General features: G+C 63.0%; 16 protein-coding genes. 10 read left to right on the top strand and 6 right to left on the bottom strand.

The window, feature by feature from the left end; genetic code table 11:
• The first annotated feature begins 31 nt into the window (after nt 1-31).
• The 4 genes from PW789_RS08090 to PW789_RS08075 are packed head-to-tail and all read left to right on the top strand — an operon-like array spanning nt 32 to nt 3,973.
• Nucleotides 32-1,891 carry an amidase gene (locus tag PW789_RS08090; RefSeq protein ID WP_299374061.1) on the top strand — a complete coding sequence of 620 codons (1,860 nt, stop codon included), beginning with the start codon at nt 32-34 and terminating at the stop codon, nt 1,889-1,891.
• A gap of 21 nt (nt 1,892-1,912) precedes the next feature.
• Complete coding sequence (locus tag PW789_RS08085; protein ID WP_299374058.1) at nt 1,913-2,677, top strand: ATP-binding cassette domain-containing protein; 765 nt, start codon at nt 1,913-1,915, stop codon at nt 2,675-2,677.
• A 31-nt stretch (nt 2,678-2,708) separates the two neighbouring features.
• The gene (locus tag PW789_RS08080) at nt 2,709-3,488 is read left to right on the top strand and encodes a sulfite exporter TauE/SafE family protein (protein WP_299374055.1); all 780 of its coding nucleotides are present in this window, start codon (nt 2,709-2,711) and stop codon (nt 3,486-3,488) included.
• 41 nt (nt 3,489-3,529) lie between these two features.
• Complete coding sequence (locus tag PW789_RS08075; RefSeq protein ID WP_299374052.1) at nt 3,530-3,973, top strand: DUF971 domain-containing protein; 444 nt, start codon at nt 3,530-3,532, stop codon at nt 3,971-3,973.
• Nucleotides 3,974-3,985: 12 nt separating this feature from the next.
• Here the strand turns inward: PW789_RS08075 and PW789_RS08070 are convergent, their stop codons facing one another.
• Together PW789_RS08070 and PW789_RS08065 are read right to left on the bottom strand one after the other, a co-directional pair.
• Nucleotides 3,986-4,525, bottom strand: a complete 540-nt coding sequence (locus tag PW789_RS08070) for a TIGR00730 family Rossman fold protein (protein ID WP_299374049.1) — start codon at nt 4,523-4,525, stop codon at nt 3,986-3,988.
• A 145-nt stretch (nt 4,526-4,670) separates the two neighbouring features.
• A complete protein-coding gene (locus PW789_RS08065; protein ID WP_299374046.1) occupies nt 4,671-5,003 on the bottom strand; it encodes a hypothetical protein in 333 nt (110 codons plus the stop codon).
• Nucleotides 5,004-5,228: 225 nt separating this feature from the next.
• Between PW789_RS08065 and PW789_RS08060 the strand changes: the two genes are divergently transcribed.
• The 4 genes from PW789_RS08060 (at nt 5,229) to add (ending at nt 11,006) form a co-directional block, all read left to right on the top strand.
• Nucleotides 5,229-8,039, top strand: coding sequence for an ATP-dependent helicase (locus tag PW789_RS08060; RefSeq protein ID WP_299374043.1), 2,811 nt, complete (start codon nt 5,229-5,231; stop codon nt 8,037-8,039).
• 49 nt (nt 8,040-8,088) lie between these two features.
• On the top strand, nt 8,089-8,244 hold the full coding sequence (locus tag PW789_RS08055) for a hypothetical protein (RefSeq protein ID WP_299374041.1): 156 nt from the start codon (nt 8,089-8,091) through the stop codon (nt 8,242-8,244).
• 137 nt (nt 8,245-8,381) lie between these two features.
• Nucleotides 8,382-9,965, top strand: a complete 1,584-nt coding sequence (locus PW789_RS08050) for an amino acid permease (protein ID WP_299374388.1) — start codon at nt 8,382-8,384, stop codon at nt 9,963-9,965.
• Nucleotides 9,966-9,974: 9 nt separating this feature from the next.
• Nucleotides 9,975-11,006, top strand: a complete 1,032-nt coding sequence (gene add, locus PW789_RS08045; protein WP_299374039.1) for an adenosine deaminase — start codon at nt 9,975-9,977, stop codon at nt 11,004-11,006.
• A 90-nt stretch (nt 11,007-11,096) separates the two neighbouring features.
• Here add and PW789_RS08040 read toward each other — a convergent pair whose 3' ends face one another.
• The 3 genes from PW789_RS08040 to PW789_RS08030 all read right to left on the bottom strand — a co-directional run bounded on the left by PW789_RS08040 (nt 11,097) and on the right by PW789_RS08030 (nt 13,661).
• The gene (locus PW789_RS08040; protein WP_299374037.1) at nt 11,097-11,672 is read right to left on the bottom strand and encodes a hypothetical protein; all 576 of its coding nucleotides are present in this window, start codon (nt 11,670-11,672) and stop codon (nt 11,097-11,099) included.
• 149 nt (nt 11,673-11,821) lie between these two features.
• Nucleotides 11,822-12,703 (bottom strand): universal stress protein, encoded by an 882-nt coding sequence (locus PW789_RS08035; RefSeq protein WP_299374035.1) that lies wholly within the window; start codon nt 12,701-12,703, stop codon nt 11,822-11,824.
• Between the two features lie 13 nt (nt 12,704-12,716).
• On the bottom strand, nt 12,717-13,661 hold the full coding sequence (locus tag PW789_RS08030) for a bestrophin family protein (protein ID WP_299374033.1): 945 nt from the start codon (nt 13,659-13,661) through the stop codon (nt 12,717-12,719).
• A 154-nt stretch (nt 13,662-13,815) separates the two neighbouring features.
• Between PW789_RS08030 and PW789_RS08025 the strand changes: the two genes are divergently transcribed.
• The gene (locus PW789_RS08025; RefSeq protein WP_299374031.1) at nt 13,816-15,264 is read left to right on the top strand and encodes an ATP-binding protein; all 1,449 of its coding nucleotides are present in this window, start codon (nt 13,816-13,818) and stop codon (nt 15,262-15,264) included.
• Nucleotides 15,261-15,899, top strand: a complete 639-nt coding sequence (locus PW789_RS08020) for a response regulator transcription factor (protein ID WP_299374030.1) — start codon at nt 15,261-15,263, stop codon at nt 15,897-15,899. Before PW789_RS08025 ends, PW789_RS08020 begins: the two co-directional genes overlap by 4 nt.
• Nucleotides 15,900-16,057: 158 nt before the next feature.
• On the opposite strand, the gene PW789_RS08015 is transcribed toward PW789_RS08020, so the two are convergent.
• Nucleotides 16,058-17,143, bottom strand: a complete 1,086-nt coding sequence (locus PW789_RS08015) for a VWA domain-containing protein (protein WP_299374028.1) — start codon at nt 17,141-17,143, stop codon at nt 16,058-16,060.
• Between the last annotated feature and the right edge of the window lie 33 nt (nt 17,144-17,176).

Genomic DNA, 17,176 nt, shown 5'->3' with positions numbered 1-17,176 from the left:
GGGTTGACCGCAGGAATGCAATAATCTCGGCATGCAAAACAACGTGCGTCCCGGCCTCGACCGGCGTAGATTCCTCGGCGTCTGCTCCGCCGCTGGACTCAGCCAGACTCTGCTGCCCGGAGTTCTCTGGGGAATGGCCATGCAGTCTTCTGCATCCTCTGGGCAAAGTGTGGGAGCCGGTCTCGATCACGACCACCTCCCCGCCATCACGCCCGAGATGATCGACGCCGCAGCCGCCATCGCAGCCATTCAACTCACCGCCGCGCAGAAGCAGCAGGTGCTCGACGGCCTGCGCCAGCAGCGCGACTCCGTCGTGGTCATCCGCAGCATGAAGATCCCCAACAGCGTCCCCCCGGCCTTCGTCTTCGATCCCCTTCCCGCCGGCAAAAAACTCGACACGGCGCGCCACCCCATGCGCATCAGCCGCGCCCCCAAAGTCGAGAATCTCACCTCCTCCAACGAGGAGGCACTGGCCTTCGCCACCGTCCGTGAGCAGGCCGAGCTGCTGAAGACCCGCAAGATCACCTCCGTCGCGCTCACCAGGCTCTACCTCGACCGCCTCCGCCGCTACGATCCCCAGCTTCACTTCGTCATTTCCCTCACCGAGGACCGTGCCCTCCAGCATGCCGCGGCCGCCGACCGCGAGATCGCCTCCGGCAAATATCGCGGCCCGCTTCACGGCATCCCCTGGGGAGCCAAGGACCTGCTCGCCGTCAAGGGATACCCCACCACCTGGGGCGCCGCAGGCTTCGAGCAGCAGCACTTCGACGAGGACGCCACCGTCGTCCAGCGCCTCGACGCTGCCGGGGCCGTGTTGGTCGCCAAGCTCACCATGGGAGCGCTCGCGCAGGGCGATCTCTGGTTCGGCGGCCGCACCCGCAACCCCTGGAACCCGAAGCAGGGCTCCAGCGGCTCCTCAGCTGGCAGCGCCAGCGCCGTCTCCGCCGGCTGCGTCGGCTTCGCCATCGGCACCGAGACCCTCGGCTCCATCTCCTCGCCCTCCACCCGCTGCGGCACCACCGGCCTGCGTCCCACCTATGGCTTCGTACCCCGCACCGGGGCCATGGCCCTCAGCTGGACCATGGACAAGATCGGCCCCATCTGCCGCTCCGTCGAGGACTGCGCCCTGGTCCTGAGCGCCATCTACGGTCCGGACGGCCACGACCGCTCCGTCAAGGATGCCGCCTTCAACTGGGACGCCGACTTCGACTGGAAGAAACTGCGCGTCGGCTATATCAAGGCCGACTTCGAGCTGCCCGTCCTTCCACCCAATCCCAACGAGCAGCAGCGGCGCGACTTCGTCAACGACACCTACGACTCCAGGTACGAGCAGGCCGCCCTCGCCGCCTTAAAAAAGATGGGCGTCGATCTCATCGACGTCACCATCCCCAAGGGCTACCACTACGGCGACCAGACGCGCCTGCTCGGAGCCGAGGCCGCCGCCGCCTTCGAGGAGCTCACCCTCAGCGGGCGCGACGCTCTGCTCAACGGGCAGGAAGACTTCGACTGGCCCAACTCCTTCCGCCGCGCCCGCTTCTACTCCGCCGTCGACTACATCCAGGCGCAGCGCGCGCGCATGCTCACCATCGACGCCTTTGAAAAGATCTTCGAAACCGTCGATGTCATCGTCACGCCCAGCGGAGGGTCCCAGCTCTCCGCCACCAACCTCACCGGCCATCCCGCCGTCATCGTCCCCAACGGTGTGCGCGGCGACGACGCTCCCCCGCCCGAACACACCGGCGACGGCGACCGCAAGAACACCGATGGCCCCGGCACTCCTGTCTCGCTCACCTTCCTCGGAGCGCTCTACGCCGACGCCCGCCTCGCTGCCTTCGCCCGCGCCTACCAGGAGGCTACCGGCTTCCACAAGCTGCACCCCAGGCTGGGCTGACCGGGCTGCTACCATCCGGCTATGGGCTCTGCCGCACCTCTGATCGCCGCCACCGGCCTTATTAAGGAGTACGGCCCCGGCGTGCGCGTCGTCGACAGCGTCTCGCTCGCCATCGCACGCGGCGAGACCCTTGGCCTGGTCGGCGAGTCCGGCTCCGGCAAGAGCACCGTCGCCCGCATGATGCTCCGCCTCATCGAACCCACGGCTGGCAGCATCACCTACGACGGCCGCGATCTGCTCGCCATGAGCCCCCGCGACCTGCGTACCCTTCGCCGCAAGGTCCAGGTCGTCTTCCAGGATCCCTTCGCCGCGCTCAATCCCCGCATGCGCGTCCGCGAGATCCTCACCGAGCCCTTCCGCATCCACGGCGAACCCTGCAGCAGCCAGCGGCTCGACGAGATGCTGCGCGAGGTCGGACTCGATGCCTCCGCTCTGCCCCGCTATCCGCACGAGTTCAGCGGCGGCCAGCGCCAGCGCATCAACATCGCACGCGCCCTCGCCCTGCGCCCGGAGTTCGTCGTCCTCGACGAGCCGGTCAGCGCCCTCGACGTCAGCGTCGGAGCCCAGGTCGTCAACCTGCTGCGCGAGCTGCAGCAGCGCTACGGACTCACCTACCTCTTCATCTCCCACTCCATGCCGCTGGTGCGCTACCTCTGCGACCGCGTCGCCGTCATGCAGCGCGGCCGTCTGGTCGAGATCGGAGACTGCGAGTCAGTCTGCTGCTCCCCCGAGCAGGCCTACACCCGCGAACTGATCGCCGCCACCCCCGCCATGCCCACCGCCTGACTTTCGTACGTTTCATTACAATGAAACATGGATGATCAGTGAGCTGAGCACGCACTGGCGCTACGCCTGGATGGTTACGGCGAGCATGATCGCCGGCGTGATGAACGCGCTGGCCGGCGGCGGCTCGTTCCTCTCCTTCCCCGCGATGCTGGCGGTCGGCATTGCCCCCATTCAGGCCAACGCCACCAACACCGTCGCCCTCTGGCCGGGACAGCTCACCTCCGTCGCCGCGCTGCGCAGCGACCTCCGCAAAGATCTTCTGCCCACCGTCGTCAGCGCCTCCATCATCGGCGGCGTCGTGGGCGCGCTCGTCCTGCTGAAAACAAAGCAGGTGACCTTCCTGCACCTGGTTCCGTGGCTGCTGCTGATCGCCTCCGTCATGTTTGGCCTCAGTGGTCCGGTCTCTCGCTGGCTGCGCCGCCGCTCCGCCGAGCCGCACATCCCCCGCAAGCCTGCGGGCCTGCCGCTGTTTCTGGCCCTGCTGCCCGTCTGCTTCTACATCGGCTACTTCGGCGCAGGAGCGGGCTTTCTCATCATGACGGCGCTGGCCCTGTTTGGCGTAGAAGAGATGCATACGCTGAACTCGCTCAAGGTGCTCGCCGCCTGCATCTCAAACCTCTGCGCCGTGCTGACCTTCATCGTCAGCGGAGCCGTCGTCTGGCACTACTGCCTCATCTCGATGGTCTTCGCCGGGGCAGGTGGATACGTCGGAGCCCAATATGCGCGGCGAATGAACGCCAACCTGCTGCGCGCCATCGTCGTCGTGACGGGATGCCTCGTCGCGGCGTACTTTTTCTGGAGATATCAATAGAGAACGACCCGGCATCAGCCGGCTGCAGGAACGAGAAAAATATGAGTCACGAAGGAATCAGAATCGTCAGCGCAGAACAGGCCCGCCGCGAGGCCGTGCACGAAGAAAAACTCTCTGCCGACGCCATCACCCCCGCCAAGGTCAAGGTCCACAAGACCGAAGGCACAGGCGTGGAAATCCTGTGGAAGGATGGCCATCGCAGCGTATGGACTTTTCCCTGGCTGCGCGACGCCTGCCCCTGCGCCACCTGCCACGAAGAGCGCGAGCGTAACGACCGCCTGCCCGGGGAACCCAAACCCAAACCGCAGTCTCTGTTGCCCATGTATGAGGCCCCGGCGCGCCCTGTCGAGGTCACGCCCGTCGGCAAGTACGCCATCAAGTTCAAGTGGTCCGACGGCCACGAGGCCGGCATCTATTCGTGGGAGTTTCTGCGCCGCGTCTGCAGCTGCGAACCCTGCCAGGCAAAGCTGCGCGCGGGCCGCTAGAGACCGCGCAGCCTAAATCTCCAGCTGTGCAAAGACCTCATCCACACCGCTCACCACGATCAGTAGCTCGCGGTTGCGCTGCTTCAGCACGCCATGCTCCACGCAGTGGTCGAGGAAGCTCAGCAGCTTGTCGTAGAAGCCGTTGATGTTGATCAGCACGATGGGCTTCTGATGGATCTTCAGCACCTGCCAGGTCAGCACCTCAAACAGCTCCTCCAGCGTACCGAAGCCTCCGGGCAACACAAGGAACGCATCGGCCAGCTGCGCCATCATCTCCTTGCGCGTGTGCATGGAGCTGGTGATGTGCAGCTCCGAGAGATCGCGATGCGCCACTTCGAGATCCACCAAGACCTCGGGGATCACGCCGACGACGCGGCCGCCCAGCGCCAGCGACGATGAAGCCACCGCCTGCATCAGGCCTACGTTTGCACCGCCATAGATGATGCCTATGCTACGCTGCGCCAGCTCGCGGCCCAACTCCTCCGCCGCACTGCGATAAGCCGGATCAACCCCGTTGGCCGAAGCACAATACACTGCAACGTTACGAATCACACCTCAGAGCATATCAAGCTCGCATGAGGGGACGATAAACAGCCCGGAGCGGACAAAAGGCTACACAAACAACAGTGCGGCTCCTGAGGCGAGTCTCCCTTTTGAAGGAGCTCCGCCTCAGGAGCCGTATTTGCGACAGTAACTGTTACTTGATGTGGATGGTGGCGCCGTTCAACGAGCTCGAGACCTGAGCGATCAGCGATCCAGCCTGCGACTTTTCGGTGGTCGTATTGGAGACCATGCGCGTGCCCTCAGGCAGATTCACGGTGACGGGCTTGCCTGCGTCGAGCTTGATCACTTCATCGCCTGCCTTGATCTCCATCGGAGATCCGGAGTCGTTCATCAGGACGATCTTGACGGTCTTGGTCTTCGCAAACATCGCGTGAACCGGAGAGTTGAGGCCAGCGGCATGCACCATGGGGGTGGCCACGAAGGAGGTTGCGACGATGGCTGCGGCGAATACGTTGCGGATGTTCATATCTCAGCTCCTGGATGTTCGTAACTTCGTATTGCTTCACTCGAGGAACCCGCTGCCATGGTTCAGCAAGTTCGTCTTTGTTCCATACGCATTCGACTCAAAGAAGTTCCGCAGGTTTTTTCGAAGTGACCAAACGTGTGGAAATGGGGACGAAACAACAGAACTGTTTCACGAGCGATAATTAAGGACGGAGCGTGTACCAGGTTGAGTCATCTTTTGGAGAACATGAATCCCCAGCAGCAGGAAGGGATTCGCACGGTGGATGGACCGGTGCTGCTGCTCGCAGGAGCAGGCAGCGGCAAGACCCGTGTCGTCACGCATCGCATCGCCTATTTGATTGAAGAGCGCGGCGTCTCTGCCGACAACATCCTCGCCGTCACCTTCACCAACAAGGCAGCGAAAGAGATGCAGGAGCGCGTCGACAAAATCCTCGGCCACTCTTCTTTAGCCAAACCCACGCTCGCTACCTTCCACAGCTTCTGCGTGCGCGTACTGCGCCGCGATATCGAAGCCTTGCGCGTCAACGGCGTCGGCCTCACCAGGACCTTTGCCATCTACGACGAGAACGATCAGCAGGCCGTCGTGAAGTCTGCGCTCAAGCGTCTCGGCATCGACGACAAAAGCCTCAAGCCGCGCGTTGTGCTCGGACGCATCAGCTGGGCGAAGAATCACATGATCGATCCGCAGGAGTACTTCCTCGCCTCCGCGAATCCCATGGAAGAAAAGATCGCGCACATCTTCGAGATCTATCGCAAGGAACTGGCCAAGGCCAACGCGATGGACTTCGACGATCTCCTGCTCGAGACCGTGCGTCTGCTCAAGTCCTCCTCCGAGGTGCGCGAGCGCTACAACCGCAAGTATCGCTACGTGATGATCGACGAGTACCAGGACACCAATCGTCCTCAGTACGAACTGATGAAACTGCTCGCGGGCAAGGACCACAATATCTGCGTCGTCGGCGATGAAGACCAGTCCATCTACAGCTGGCGCGGCGCCGACATCAAGAACATCCTCGACTTCGAGAAAGACTTCCCTGGCGCAAAGACCATCCGCCTCGAACAGAACTACCGCTCCACGCAGATCATCCTCGAAGGCGCCAGCGTCGTCGTCTCGCAGAACACGCAGCGCAAGGGCAAGAATCTCTGGACCTCGCGCGAAGGCGGCTCACTGATCGGCTACTACGAGGCCCCCGACGGCGAGAATGAAGCGCTCTTCGTCGCCGACCGCACCAAGCAGTACCTGCGCGACTGCGCTCAGAACAATAATGAAGCGCGATGCGCCGTGCTCTACCGCACCAACTCGCAGTCGCGCCTCATTGAAGAGGCTCTGCGCCGCTACCAGATCCAGTACCACATGGTCGGAGGCTTCAGCTTCTACGACCGCGCCGAAGTAAAAGATCTGCTCAGCTATATGAAGCTGGTGCAGAATCCGAACGACTCCATCGCACTGCAGCGCGTCATCAACTCCCCCGCGCGCGGCATCGGCAAGACCACCATGGAAACGCTGGAGCGCATGGCCCTCGGCACCGGCATGAGCACATGGGACGCGATGCATCGCGCCATCGTCGAACGCCTGCTGCCGCAGCGCACGCTCAACGCGCTCGAAGGCTTCCGCAAGTTCATCGACGACGCCCGCGCCATGCTCGGCCCCGACTTCGCAGAAAAGCTTGCCGCCGATCTCGAAGGCGAGCCGGCCGCAGGCGACGACGTCTCTTTTGACGATGCGTCCTTCGACGTCTCGGCGTTCGGCGATGCCGCAGAAGAAGAGGCCGCCGCAACAGGAGAAAACGAAGCGGACGAGAGCTTCGACACCAACTTCAACTTCGCCTTCGACTTCGGCCCCAGCGAAGAGATCTCCACCATCGCGCCCGAAAACTCGAAGGACACGGACGAAGCCCACGGCATCGCCGCCGCCAGCTTCAACCCCTTCGCCCCGGTCGTCCTCAAAGAGGATAAGACCGGCCGCGCGAAGAAGGACAGCGACGCCTCCGCCGGAACAGTTCCCGCACGCGAGAGCATCTTCGGCGAGACGCCGCGCGAGAAGGCCGCCTTCCGCAAGCCCGGCGACAAGGCCACCCTGCCCGAGCTCATCAAGTTCCTCAACGAGCGCAGCGGCTACATCCGCGCCCTCGAGGACGAAGGCACACCGGAGGCCTTCTCCCGCATCGAGAACCTGAAGGAACTTGCCAACGCGGCGCACGACGCCGAAGAGCGCGGCGAGACCCTCGACGAGTTTCTCGACCACGCCGCCCTGTCCAGCGACGCCGACCAGTACGAGGCGGACGCCAAGGTCACGCTGATGACCCTGCACGCCGCCAAAGGCCTCGAGTTCCCTCTCGTCTTCCTCACCGGCATGGAAGAGGGCCTCTTTCCCTCAGCACGCACCCTGATGGACCCCAATGGCCTCGAAGAGGAGCGCCGCCTCTGCTACGTCGGCATGACCCGCGCCATGGACACCCTGGTGATGACCCGCGCCCGCTATCGCCGCCGCTACGGCAACGACATGCCGGACTCCAGCGCGGCATCGCGCTTCCTCGAAGAGGTGCCCTCGCGCCTGGTGGAAGACCTCGGCAGCCCCCCGCCCCGGCCCCAGTTCAGCGGCGACTACAGCAACGCCTACGCCACCCCCTACCCCAAGGCCAACCGCCGGGGCGGCGACAGCGAGGCCGGAGAGCGTCATTGGAGCTACGAGGACGAGGACCAGAGCGGAGATCGCCGCCCGGCCGCAGGAAAACCCGGCCAGAACCGCTCCGGCGGCTCCTACAGCGGATCGGGTTCCCTGGATAACATCTCCAGCTTCTTCTCCTCCCGCGGACAGGGGTCACCGGCCAAAACCGGGCGCCCCAGGATGGAAGTGGCTGAGCAGACAGGCAAGACCGGCCTCAGGCAGGGTACCCGCGTCCGGCACCCCAAGTATGGCGAAGGAACTGTCTTTCGTCGCGAAGGCGATGGGGATGACGCCAAGATTACAGTACAATTTCAACAGCATGGCGTGAAGAAGCTGGTGGAGAAGTTTGCCCAGCTGGAACGCCTCTAGGTTAACTAGCGCAACATATTTTTTTAGAGAGTGATTGGCAAGGATTTAAATGGCAAATACCAAGAGCATTACCGATAAGGTTGAACGCAAGAAGGTCAAGCGCACTGCACGTAAGGCAGCCCCGGCAAAGGCGAAGCGCACCACCCCGCGTGGAGAGAACAAGGCTAAGGTCAAGAAGCTGTCGCGCGGTCAGTCCAAGCGCTAGTACACGATGAGGTCTTCCGGGGCCAGGCAGTCCGCTGTCGCCCCGGAAGATAGCTCCTCCCCGAAGAGACATCAAAGCGGCATGGTTTTGATCGGGTGAGTCCGGGACGACTCCCAGATACTTCCCGGACAATTTTGTTGAGGAGCAGGGCGCTGGCAAGGCAAATCTTCCAAACAAAGTCGATCGACAAACTAATCTCAGAGTCCGAGCGTCCTGAAACCGCTCTCAAGAAGACCCTGGGACCGGTGAGCCTTACTGCGCTCGGAATCGGCGCCGTCATTGGCTCCGGCATCTTTACCGTCATCGGGACGGCCATCGGCGGTAACCCCGCGAAAGAAGCCATCCTCGCCGACTCGCCGGTGATCGACATTCTCGTCGGCCTGCTGCATCACACCTCGGGCGCGGTCGCCGGTCGTCCCGGAGCCGGGCCTGCCCTGGCCATCTCACTGGTGCTGGTCGCGATCGTCTGCGCCCTCACCGGCCTCTGCTACGCCGAGCTCGCCAGCATGATCCCCATCGCGGGGTCTGCCTACACCTATACCTACGCCACGCTCGGGGAGCTGATCGCCTGGATCATCGGCTGGGACCTCATCCTCGAGTACGCCTTCAGCAACATGAGCGTCAGCGTCGGCTTCGCCGCCCACGTCGTCGATCTTCTCGACTGGATGGGGCTCGGGCTCTCGCCCAAGTGGCTCTCCCCGGCCTATCTCCCCCTCGGGCTGCAGGACCTACAGGGCCACGACATCTACCAGCCCGGCTGGCATGCGGGATTCAACATCCCCGCCTTCCTCATCGTGCTGCTGCTCACCGTCGTCCTCGTTCGCGGCATCCGCGAGTCCGCCCGCACCAACAACATCATGGTGCTGGTCAAGATCGTCGCCATCCTGATCTTCGTCTTCGCAGGCATCAGCTTTATCCACCCCAGCAACTATGTTCCCTTCTCGCCTAACGGCTGGAGCGGCATCCTTGCGGGCGGCTCCATCATCTTCTTCACCTACATCGGCTTCGACTCCGTCTCCACCGCCAGCGAAGAGTGCCGATCCCCGCAGAAGGACGTGCCGATCGGCATCCTCGCCACGCTGATCGTCTGCTCCATCCTCTACATCGGCGTCGCCGCCGTGCTCACCGGCATGGTGCCGTGGAACTCCGTCGCAGGCGATGCGGCTCCGGTGGTCAACGCTCTCAAGCGCGTCTCCCTGCTACCCGGCGGTCACAGCCTGCACTGGGTACGCCTCGCTGTACTGATCGGCGCCATCATCGGCATGATCTCGTCGATCCTCGTCTTCCAGCTGGGACAGGCCCGCGTCTGGTTCGCCATGTCCCGCGACGGCCTGCTGCCCAAGGCCTTCAGCACCGTCCACCCGAAGTTCCGCACCCCCGCCTTCGCCACATGGGTCGCCGGATTCCTCGTCGCCATCCCCGCCGGCCTGTTCGACGTCGGCACCTTCGCCGAAATGTCCAACATCGGCACCCTCTTCGCCTTCGTTCTCGTCTCCATCGGCGTCTTGGTGCTGCGGTCCAGGCAGCCGGAGCGTCATCGCGGATTCCGCGTTCCCTTCGGCCCGGTCATCCCTGTCCTCAGCGTCATCTTCTGCATCCTGCTGATGGCCGGGCTTCCGGTCAAGACCTGGCTGCGATTCTTCGTCTGGCTCATCGTCGGCCTCGTCGTCTACGTTTTCTATAGCCGCAAGCGGAGTGAGTTTTACTCTCCCGAAGCCTAAGATAGAGAGATGGCAAGGAAGCAGAACGAGATAGACGCTGCGGCGTGGCTGCGCGGACTCCCCAAGGCAGAACTCCATCTTCACCTCGAAGGCACCATCAAGCCCGAGACGCTGGTCGAACTCAGCCAGCGCCACGACAAGGAACCGCTGACGCTCGGCACCGCGCAGGCTCTCTACGAGTACGAGAACTTCCTCGGCTTCCTCCAGTCCTTCAAGGCCGTCACCGAGCGCCTGCGCTGGCCCGAAGACTACGAGCTGATCACCTACAACATGATCCGCGACCTCGCCTCCCAAGGCGTCGTTCACGCCGAGGTCTACATCTCCTTCGGCATCATCTACTACTGGAAGAAGACCGACGTCGAGCCCTATGTCGAGGCCATCGAGCGCGCCCGTATCCGCGGCGAAAAGGACTTCGGCGTCACCCTGCTCTGGATCGTCGATGCCGTGCGCCACTTCGGTGTTGAAGAAGGCGCCAAGGTCTTCCGCAAGGCCGCCGAGATGAAGGCGCTATACCCCAGCTTCGTCGGCATCGGCATCGGCGGCGACGAGGCCCGCGGCCCCGCCAGCCAGTTTCGCGATCTGTATAAAGAGGCACAGCGCGCCGGCCTTCGTCTCACCGCGCATGCCGGCGAATCTGTCGGCCCCGAAAGCATCTGGGCCGCCATCAACATCGGCGCCGAACGCATCGGCCACGCTCTCTCCGCGCAGTCCGACCCTGAGCTACTCGGCGTACTCGCTGAACGACAGATCCCGCTCGAGCTCAACGTCACCAGCAACATCAAGACCGGCTGCTGTACCAGCTTCGATGAACACCCGCTCAAGCACTACTTCGACAGCGGCCTGATGGTGACTCTCAACTCCGACGACCCGCCCATGTTCGGCAGCAACCTGCTCGGCGAATACCTCCTCGCCCACGAGCGTTACGGCTTCACCTTCGATCAGCTGCGCGAACTGGCCGCCAACGCCGTCGAGGCCAGCTTCCTCGACCCCACACGCAAACTGGCGCTGCTGCAGCGCGTAGAACAGTACGTCGAGCCGTAAGTCTCAGACAGCCACAGCCATTGTTTGTCATTCCGTAACGGAGCGGAGAAATCCGCTCCGTTCCCTCACCCAGCAAGACACAACGGCACCCTACCGCCCATCCGGAGCAGGCACCATCACGGCATTCGGATCGACCTTCGGAATCCCGAAGTGTCCGCTCAGGTGCAGCAGGTCCAGCGGCCGCAGAGCGCACGAGATCTGGATCAGGTTCATGTCGCGCGCCCCGCGCGTCAGCACCGTCACATCGTCGATCTCCATGCCGTTGAAGTGCAGCCAAAGGTCGGTGATGGAGTGGTTCGGCTGCGCGCTCATCGCAGGCGTCGTATGCGCGTCGACAAGATGCTTCCATCCCGCCGCGTGATAGGTAGCGATGATGCCATTCATCGCCTCCGGCGTGTAGAACGCCGCATGCGGATAGTGGTACGTGTCCACCGTGATGCTGTGCAGCTGCGCCGTGGCGTTGCCCACCGGCGATCCACTGCCGTCAAGAAAAGCGCTGGCAGAGTCCAGCATCGAGCGGTCGAACGAGAACGACAGATGCGTCGCCGGCTGATCGGCCAGCGTACTCAGCTGTTGAGGAATATTGGCGGGCTGCTCGGCCAGCACGGCCATCGAACCTAATGCGACAAGGGCCAGCACGGCCACGCGGGAGAGAAGACGGTTCATCGAAGTCGGTGCCTCTCCTCTAATAGACCCGCAATCGCAAAAAGAGTTGGCCTGGATGGTTGCTGGCCCCCCATGGTCCAGCTCCCCATCCAGGCCAGAATCAGCCATGCCCCGCTAAACAGCTGATTCTTTGCGCAATCTTCGCGAAGCTAGGCTGCCACCTCTGCAACCTCTTCGCCATGCACCAGCTTCTCGAATCGGCCCGTATACGGCACCGAAACCAGGCTGATTGCACACCTGCCGAAGATCGGGTTGATCGCCGGTCCCATCCAGCCCGACTGCACCGCACCCTGGTGCGAGACCATCAGCAGGTTGGCCCCGCTGCGGCGGATCAGGTTCGGCAGTTCGCGGCTCACCCGGCCCTGCGCCACATGCACCTCCACCCGGCACGAAGGATTCAGCGTGTCTGCAATCTCCTGCAGCCACGCATCTGCCGCCTCCTCGCCCATCGGTCCCGCCGAGGTCAACGGCTTGATCAGCGATCCCTCGTTGATCTCATCCACCACATGCAGCAGGTGCAGCGTGCTGCCCGTCTCCGACGCATAGTGCGCCGCCTGCTGCAGGTGTGACAGACCCTCCTCCGGGTCGCCCAGCCACACGCCAATGTGGCGATGCGCCGCCGTGGTGCTTTCACCAACATTGACCCGGCCCAGCGTCCATATCGGAACGCTGAGCCGCTTGATAAGCCGCGCCCGCATCGAACGGTGCCACGGCCGGGGTAAACCTGTCAGATCGCTTGGCGGCAGCATCAGCAGAATGTTCCTGCGACGCTCGCAGAATGTCGCGATGCCCTCCGTCGGATCGCCGCTGATCAGCACGCGCTCGCAGTGCGGATAGTTGTCAGCTTCGGCGAAGAACGATTGCAGCTGAGCCTCCGCCTCGCGATAGGTCGCTTTAGACGGGTTGTAGACATGCAGCAGTGTCAGTTTCGCTCCCAGCGTGTCTACCCACTGCGCTACCGAGGGGATCACGGCATGGCTCGAGTCCGAAAAGTCAGTAGCAAAAACGATCTCTTTAATCTTGTGCAGCATGATGTTCCTCCTGCTAAAAAACGAAGCCGTCGACCGGCGTGACGTCGAGACGGACGCGTTGGCGCGAAGGCTCGTGCCAGCCGCGCTCCTTGTCGGTCTCCGTCATCTGCTCGCGAAGATTCAGCTCGATCGTCCGCGACAGCGCCGTCATCGGCGTGTCATGAATCGTGTTGTCGAACGGGTTGGAGATCTCGCGGCTCATCAGGTCGGCCGCAATAAACGTAAAGCTGATCAGCGTGCTCGCAATCGGCGTCACCAGCCCAAGATCGTCGACGATGCCCAGCGGCAGCAGCCAGCAGAAGACATCCACCAGGATGCGCGGCAGGTACTCGAACTGTCGCGGCAGCGGCGTGTTTTTGATGCGCTCGCAGGCGCCCTGAATGTTCGACATCTCGGTCAGGTTGTCGTCGATCGCCGTCCAGCGGAAGCTGTCGAGCATGCCCTCGCTGCGCGCCTGGCGCAACAGCTTGCCGGTGCGCAGATTGATCGCCGCAGGAATGTTCTTGTATACCGAAAGTTCATCGGCGATCTCTTCGCCGAGCAGCGTCTTCAGCTCCGGCAGCGAGGCCTGCTTCCGCAGATGGCAACGCAGTGCGTGCGCGAAGGCGATCTGGTGTTTGACCAGCTCATTGCGAAGCGGAGGACGGTCACGCTCTTCCGTCTCATCGTCCAGCATCGTCAGGTACTGGCGCGTCAGGGCGCGGGAGTAGTTGACCAGTTTGCCCCAGAGCTGGCGCGCCTCCCACCAGCGGCCATAGGCCGCATTGGTGCGGAAGGCGAGAAAGATGGTCAAAGCAGAAGCCAGCGGTGCAACAGGAAGACCGTTCAGCGAGATCCACTTGTGATGAAACACGGAGTAGATCACCGCGACGGTGCAATCGAAGATCAGCAATACCAGCAGACGCCGCCAGGCCTGTGGCCATATCCTTTTCAGCGGCAGTTTGTCTCGAACGATCATCAGGCCTGGTTCCTCATACGCCGATTAGAACCCCGGAACCGCCGCCGCGCCGCCTATCTTCCGTAGGGTCTTTCGGACTGAATCGACGATCATCCGCAGCCTATCTTTCGGCCATCCCCGCCGCATCCAACGGGAAGAGAGGTCTAATAGAAACGTGCAGACGTTCTATCGTCGATTTATCCGGATGCGCCTCCCGCGCGCGAGCAGCCGCAGCCAGATTCTTCTGACCGCGGCTGCGATGCTCTGCGTTCTGGTCACGCTGGAATGGTACTTCGACTTCGATTTCTCGCTCGGCATCCTCTACATCTTCCCGGTCATGATCGCCGCCACCATCCTTACGCGTTGGCAGATCGTGTTCGCGGCCATCTTCTGCGCCTACACCCGCGGCCTGTTCACCGCCGACGAGACCCACCTCGAACACGTCCTGCGCTTCTGCATGGCCACCATCGCCTACACCGGCTGCGGCCTGCTGATCTACCAGATCACCGACGCGCGCCGCATCGTGCTCAAGCACTACTCCCGCCTGCGCTACGAGCAGGGCATGCGGCGCCGCGCGCAGGAGCAGCTGCGCCTGCTCGCCGAGCGCAGCCCCGCCGCCATCCTCACCATCGACAGCGAAGGCCTCATCCTCGCCGCCAATCGCGCAGCCGAACACATCTTCCAGTCCGCCGATCCCCTCACCGGCCAGCCCATCGCCCGCTACATGCCCGTCTTCCACGACGCGCTGCAGCTGCCCGCCGGTCTCGGCGACATCAGCACCTCGGCCACAGCCTGGGCCAAGCGCGAAGATGGCACCATGGTGCCCACCAACACCTGGTTTTCCCTCTACGGCGAAGGCCGGGGACGTCGCCTCGCCGCCATCCTCGTCGACACCTCCAACGAGGTGCGCGAGCGCGAGGTCGCACAGTTCGAGCAGATCGCCAGCCACGACCGCATCCTCGCCAGTGCCGTCTCGCACGAGATCCGCAATCTCTGCTCCGCCATCTTCGTCGTCGCCTCCAACATGGGACGCAGCAGCGCCATCAGCTCCGACCCCGACTTCGCCGCGCTCAAAAATCTTGCCGCCGGGCTGCGCGACCTTGCCTCCGTCGATCTCCGTAAACGAACGCGCACCATGCTCGCTCCCGTCTCCCTGCACGAGCTCGCCGAGGAACTGCGCGTCATCGTCGGCCAGGACTGGACCGACCTCGACGGCGAGATGGAATGGAAGGTTCCCGCCGATACGCCTCACGTCCTCGCCAACCGCCAGGGCCTCATGCAGACCATGCTCAACCTCTCGCAGAACTCTCTGCGCGCCGTCGAAGATGTCGGGGTTAGGCGGCTCGCGATCGAGACCCTGCACCACGATCACCAGGTCGAGCTGCGCGTCTGCGACTCTGGCTCCGGCATGAAGACCGACCAGAATCTCTTTCAGCCCTTTCGCAAAGAGGCCGACGGCTCCGGCCTCGGCCTCTACGTCTCCCGCGCCATCATCGAAAGCTTCGGCGGCCAGATGCGCTACGAACCCACCACCGCAGGATGCTGTTTTGTCATTACACTGAGAGCTGCCGGGGACAAGCTCTCCCCCGAAGACGACGGGGAGACCGAACAGACTCACGCATGAGCCACGAGAACTCGATTCGCATCTATCTGCTCGACGATCACTCCCTCTTTCGCGAGGGGCTGCGTCGTCTCCTGATCACCGACGAGCGCTTCAACATCGTCGGCCAGAGCGGCAGCCCAGCCCAGGCGCTGGAGGAGCTCGCAAAGACGCCGACGGACATTCTCGTGCTCGACTATGACCTCGGCAACGAAAACGCCCTCAGCTTTATCGATCGCCTGAAGACGACGGCCTTCGCAGGAAGAATCCTCATCGTCACCGCTGGCCTCCCGGACAAGGACGCTCTCGCGCTCATCCGCGCCGGCATTGCAGGCATCTTCCACAAACAGGACTCGCCGGAAGACCTACAGCGCGCCATCCTCGAGGTCTCTCAGGGCCGCGTCCTCATCGACCAGCAGTATCTCCAGGCCATCGTCGCCGGTGCCGGGCCGCAGGAGTCGATCCGCTTCACCGAGCGCGAACGCAGCACGCTGCGCTACCTGCTCCAGGGGCTCGCCAACAAGGAGATCGCCGCAAACCTGAACATCTCCGAGAGCGCCGTCAAGGCCACCCTGCAGCAGCTCTTCTCCAAGACCGGCGTCCGCACCCGCTCCCAGCTCGTTCTGCTCGCCATCGAAAAATACCGCGACCAGCTGTAAGCCTTTACGAGCCTTCGGCCCCAAAAAGGCATTGTCGTTTCACAAAGGCTTTTCATTCCGTAGCGAAGCGGAGGAATCTGCTTTTCCCATCCCACGCCACAATAAAAACGGGGAGCAGCCAACGCTGCTCCCCGTCCCTCACTTCCTTGAAAACTGCGTTACTGCGCAGGCCGCGGAGCGAAGTACCCCTTACTCGCCCTCACGTGATATCGCTCGTCCAGTGCATGCAGGTAGATCGTGCGGAACGAGCCATCCTGCTTGAAGTCCGCCGGGCGATAGACCAGTGAATACTGGCTGCGCAGCTCCTCCTGAATATGCAGGAAGCCCACCGCAACGTCCTCGATCTTCACCGGGAAGAAGGCCATGCCGCCCGTCGCCTCCGAGATCGTGCGCAGGATGTCGTCGCCCTTGTCTTTGCTGGGGCTCACGTTCGTCGAGATCGTGTACACGATCGTCTCCGCGCGCTGGCACATTTTGATCGCGTCCGACTGCTGGGCACGGCTGTAGTTGTCATCGCCGTCCGAGACCACGATCAGAGCACGGCGCACCGCGCCGTCTTCCTGCAGCGTCAGCATCTGGTCGCGGCAGGTCTTGTATAGCGCATCGTACAGCGCCGTACCGCCGCCGGGACGCAGCTTGCGGATGCCCTGATTCAGCAGATCGATGTTGTTGGTGTAACTCTGCGCCATGTCCGTCTCAATATCGAAGCCCTCGATAAAGGCACGGTCATTGCGGTGCAGAATCTGCAGCAGAAACTCGATGGCCGAGTCCTGCTCGAACTGGAAGCGCTGCCGGATCGAGCTCGACGTATCCAGCATGATGCCCACCCGCAGCGGCAGGTTCGTCTGCTGCGAGAAGCGCAGCACCGCCACCGGAGGACGTCCATCGTCCAGCAGGCCGAAGTTCTGGCGCTGCAGGCCCGTGATGAAGCGGCCCTTCTTATCCGTGACCGTGAAGATCAGGTTGACCTCGTTCACCTGCACCTTGATGGTGGGTGCACTGAGGTCCGGGTTGGCGCCGTTCTCCTGGGTCGGAGCGGGCTGCTGTCCCGCAGCGGGAATCGCCGGGGCAGCAGCCGGCGTCTGTGCCGGGGTGGCCGCAGGAGCCGTCGATGCAGGCGCGGCCTGCTGCGTTTGAGAAGCTGTGGACGTCGTCGGAGAAGCTGCCGCGGCCTGCGCCAGCAAAGGCGCCGTCAAGGCGGCAGTAAGCAGACCTGTGGCCATCGGCCAGAAAAGGCGGTTCATTCGATCTATACCGGTCACTAGGTTCATTCTAAT

Source organism: Edaphobacter sp. (genome assembly GCF_028283685.1).
Lineage (GTDB): Bacteria > Acidobacteriota > Terriglobia > Terriglobales > Acidobacteriaceae > Edaphobacter.
Note: the sequence above shows the minus strand (reverse complement) of the source record. Positions and strands in the feature narration are given on the sequence as shown.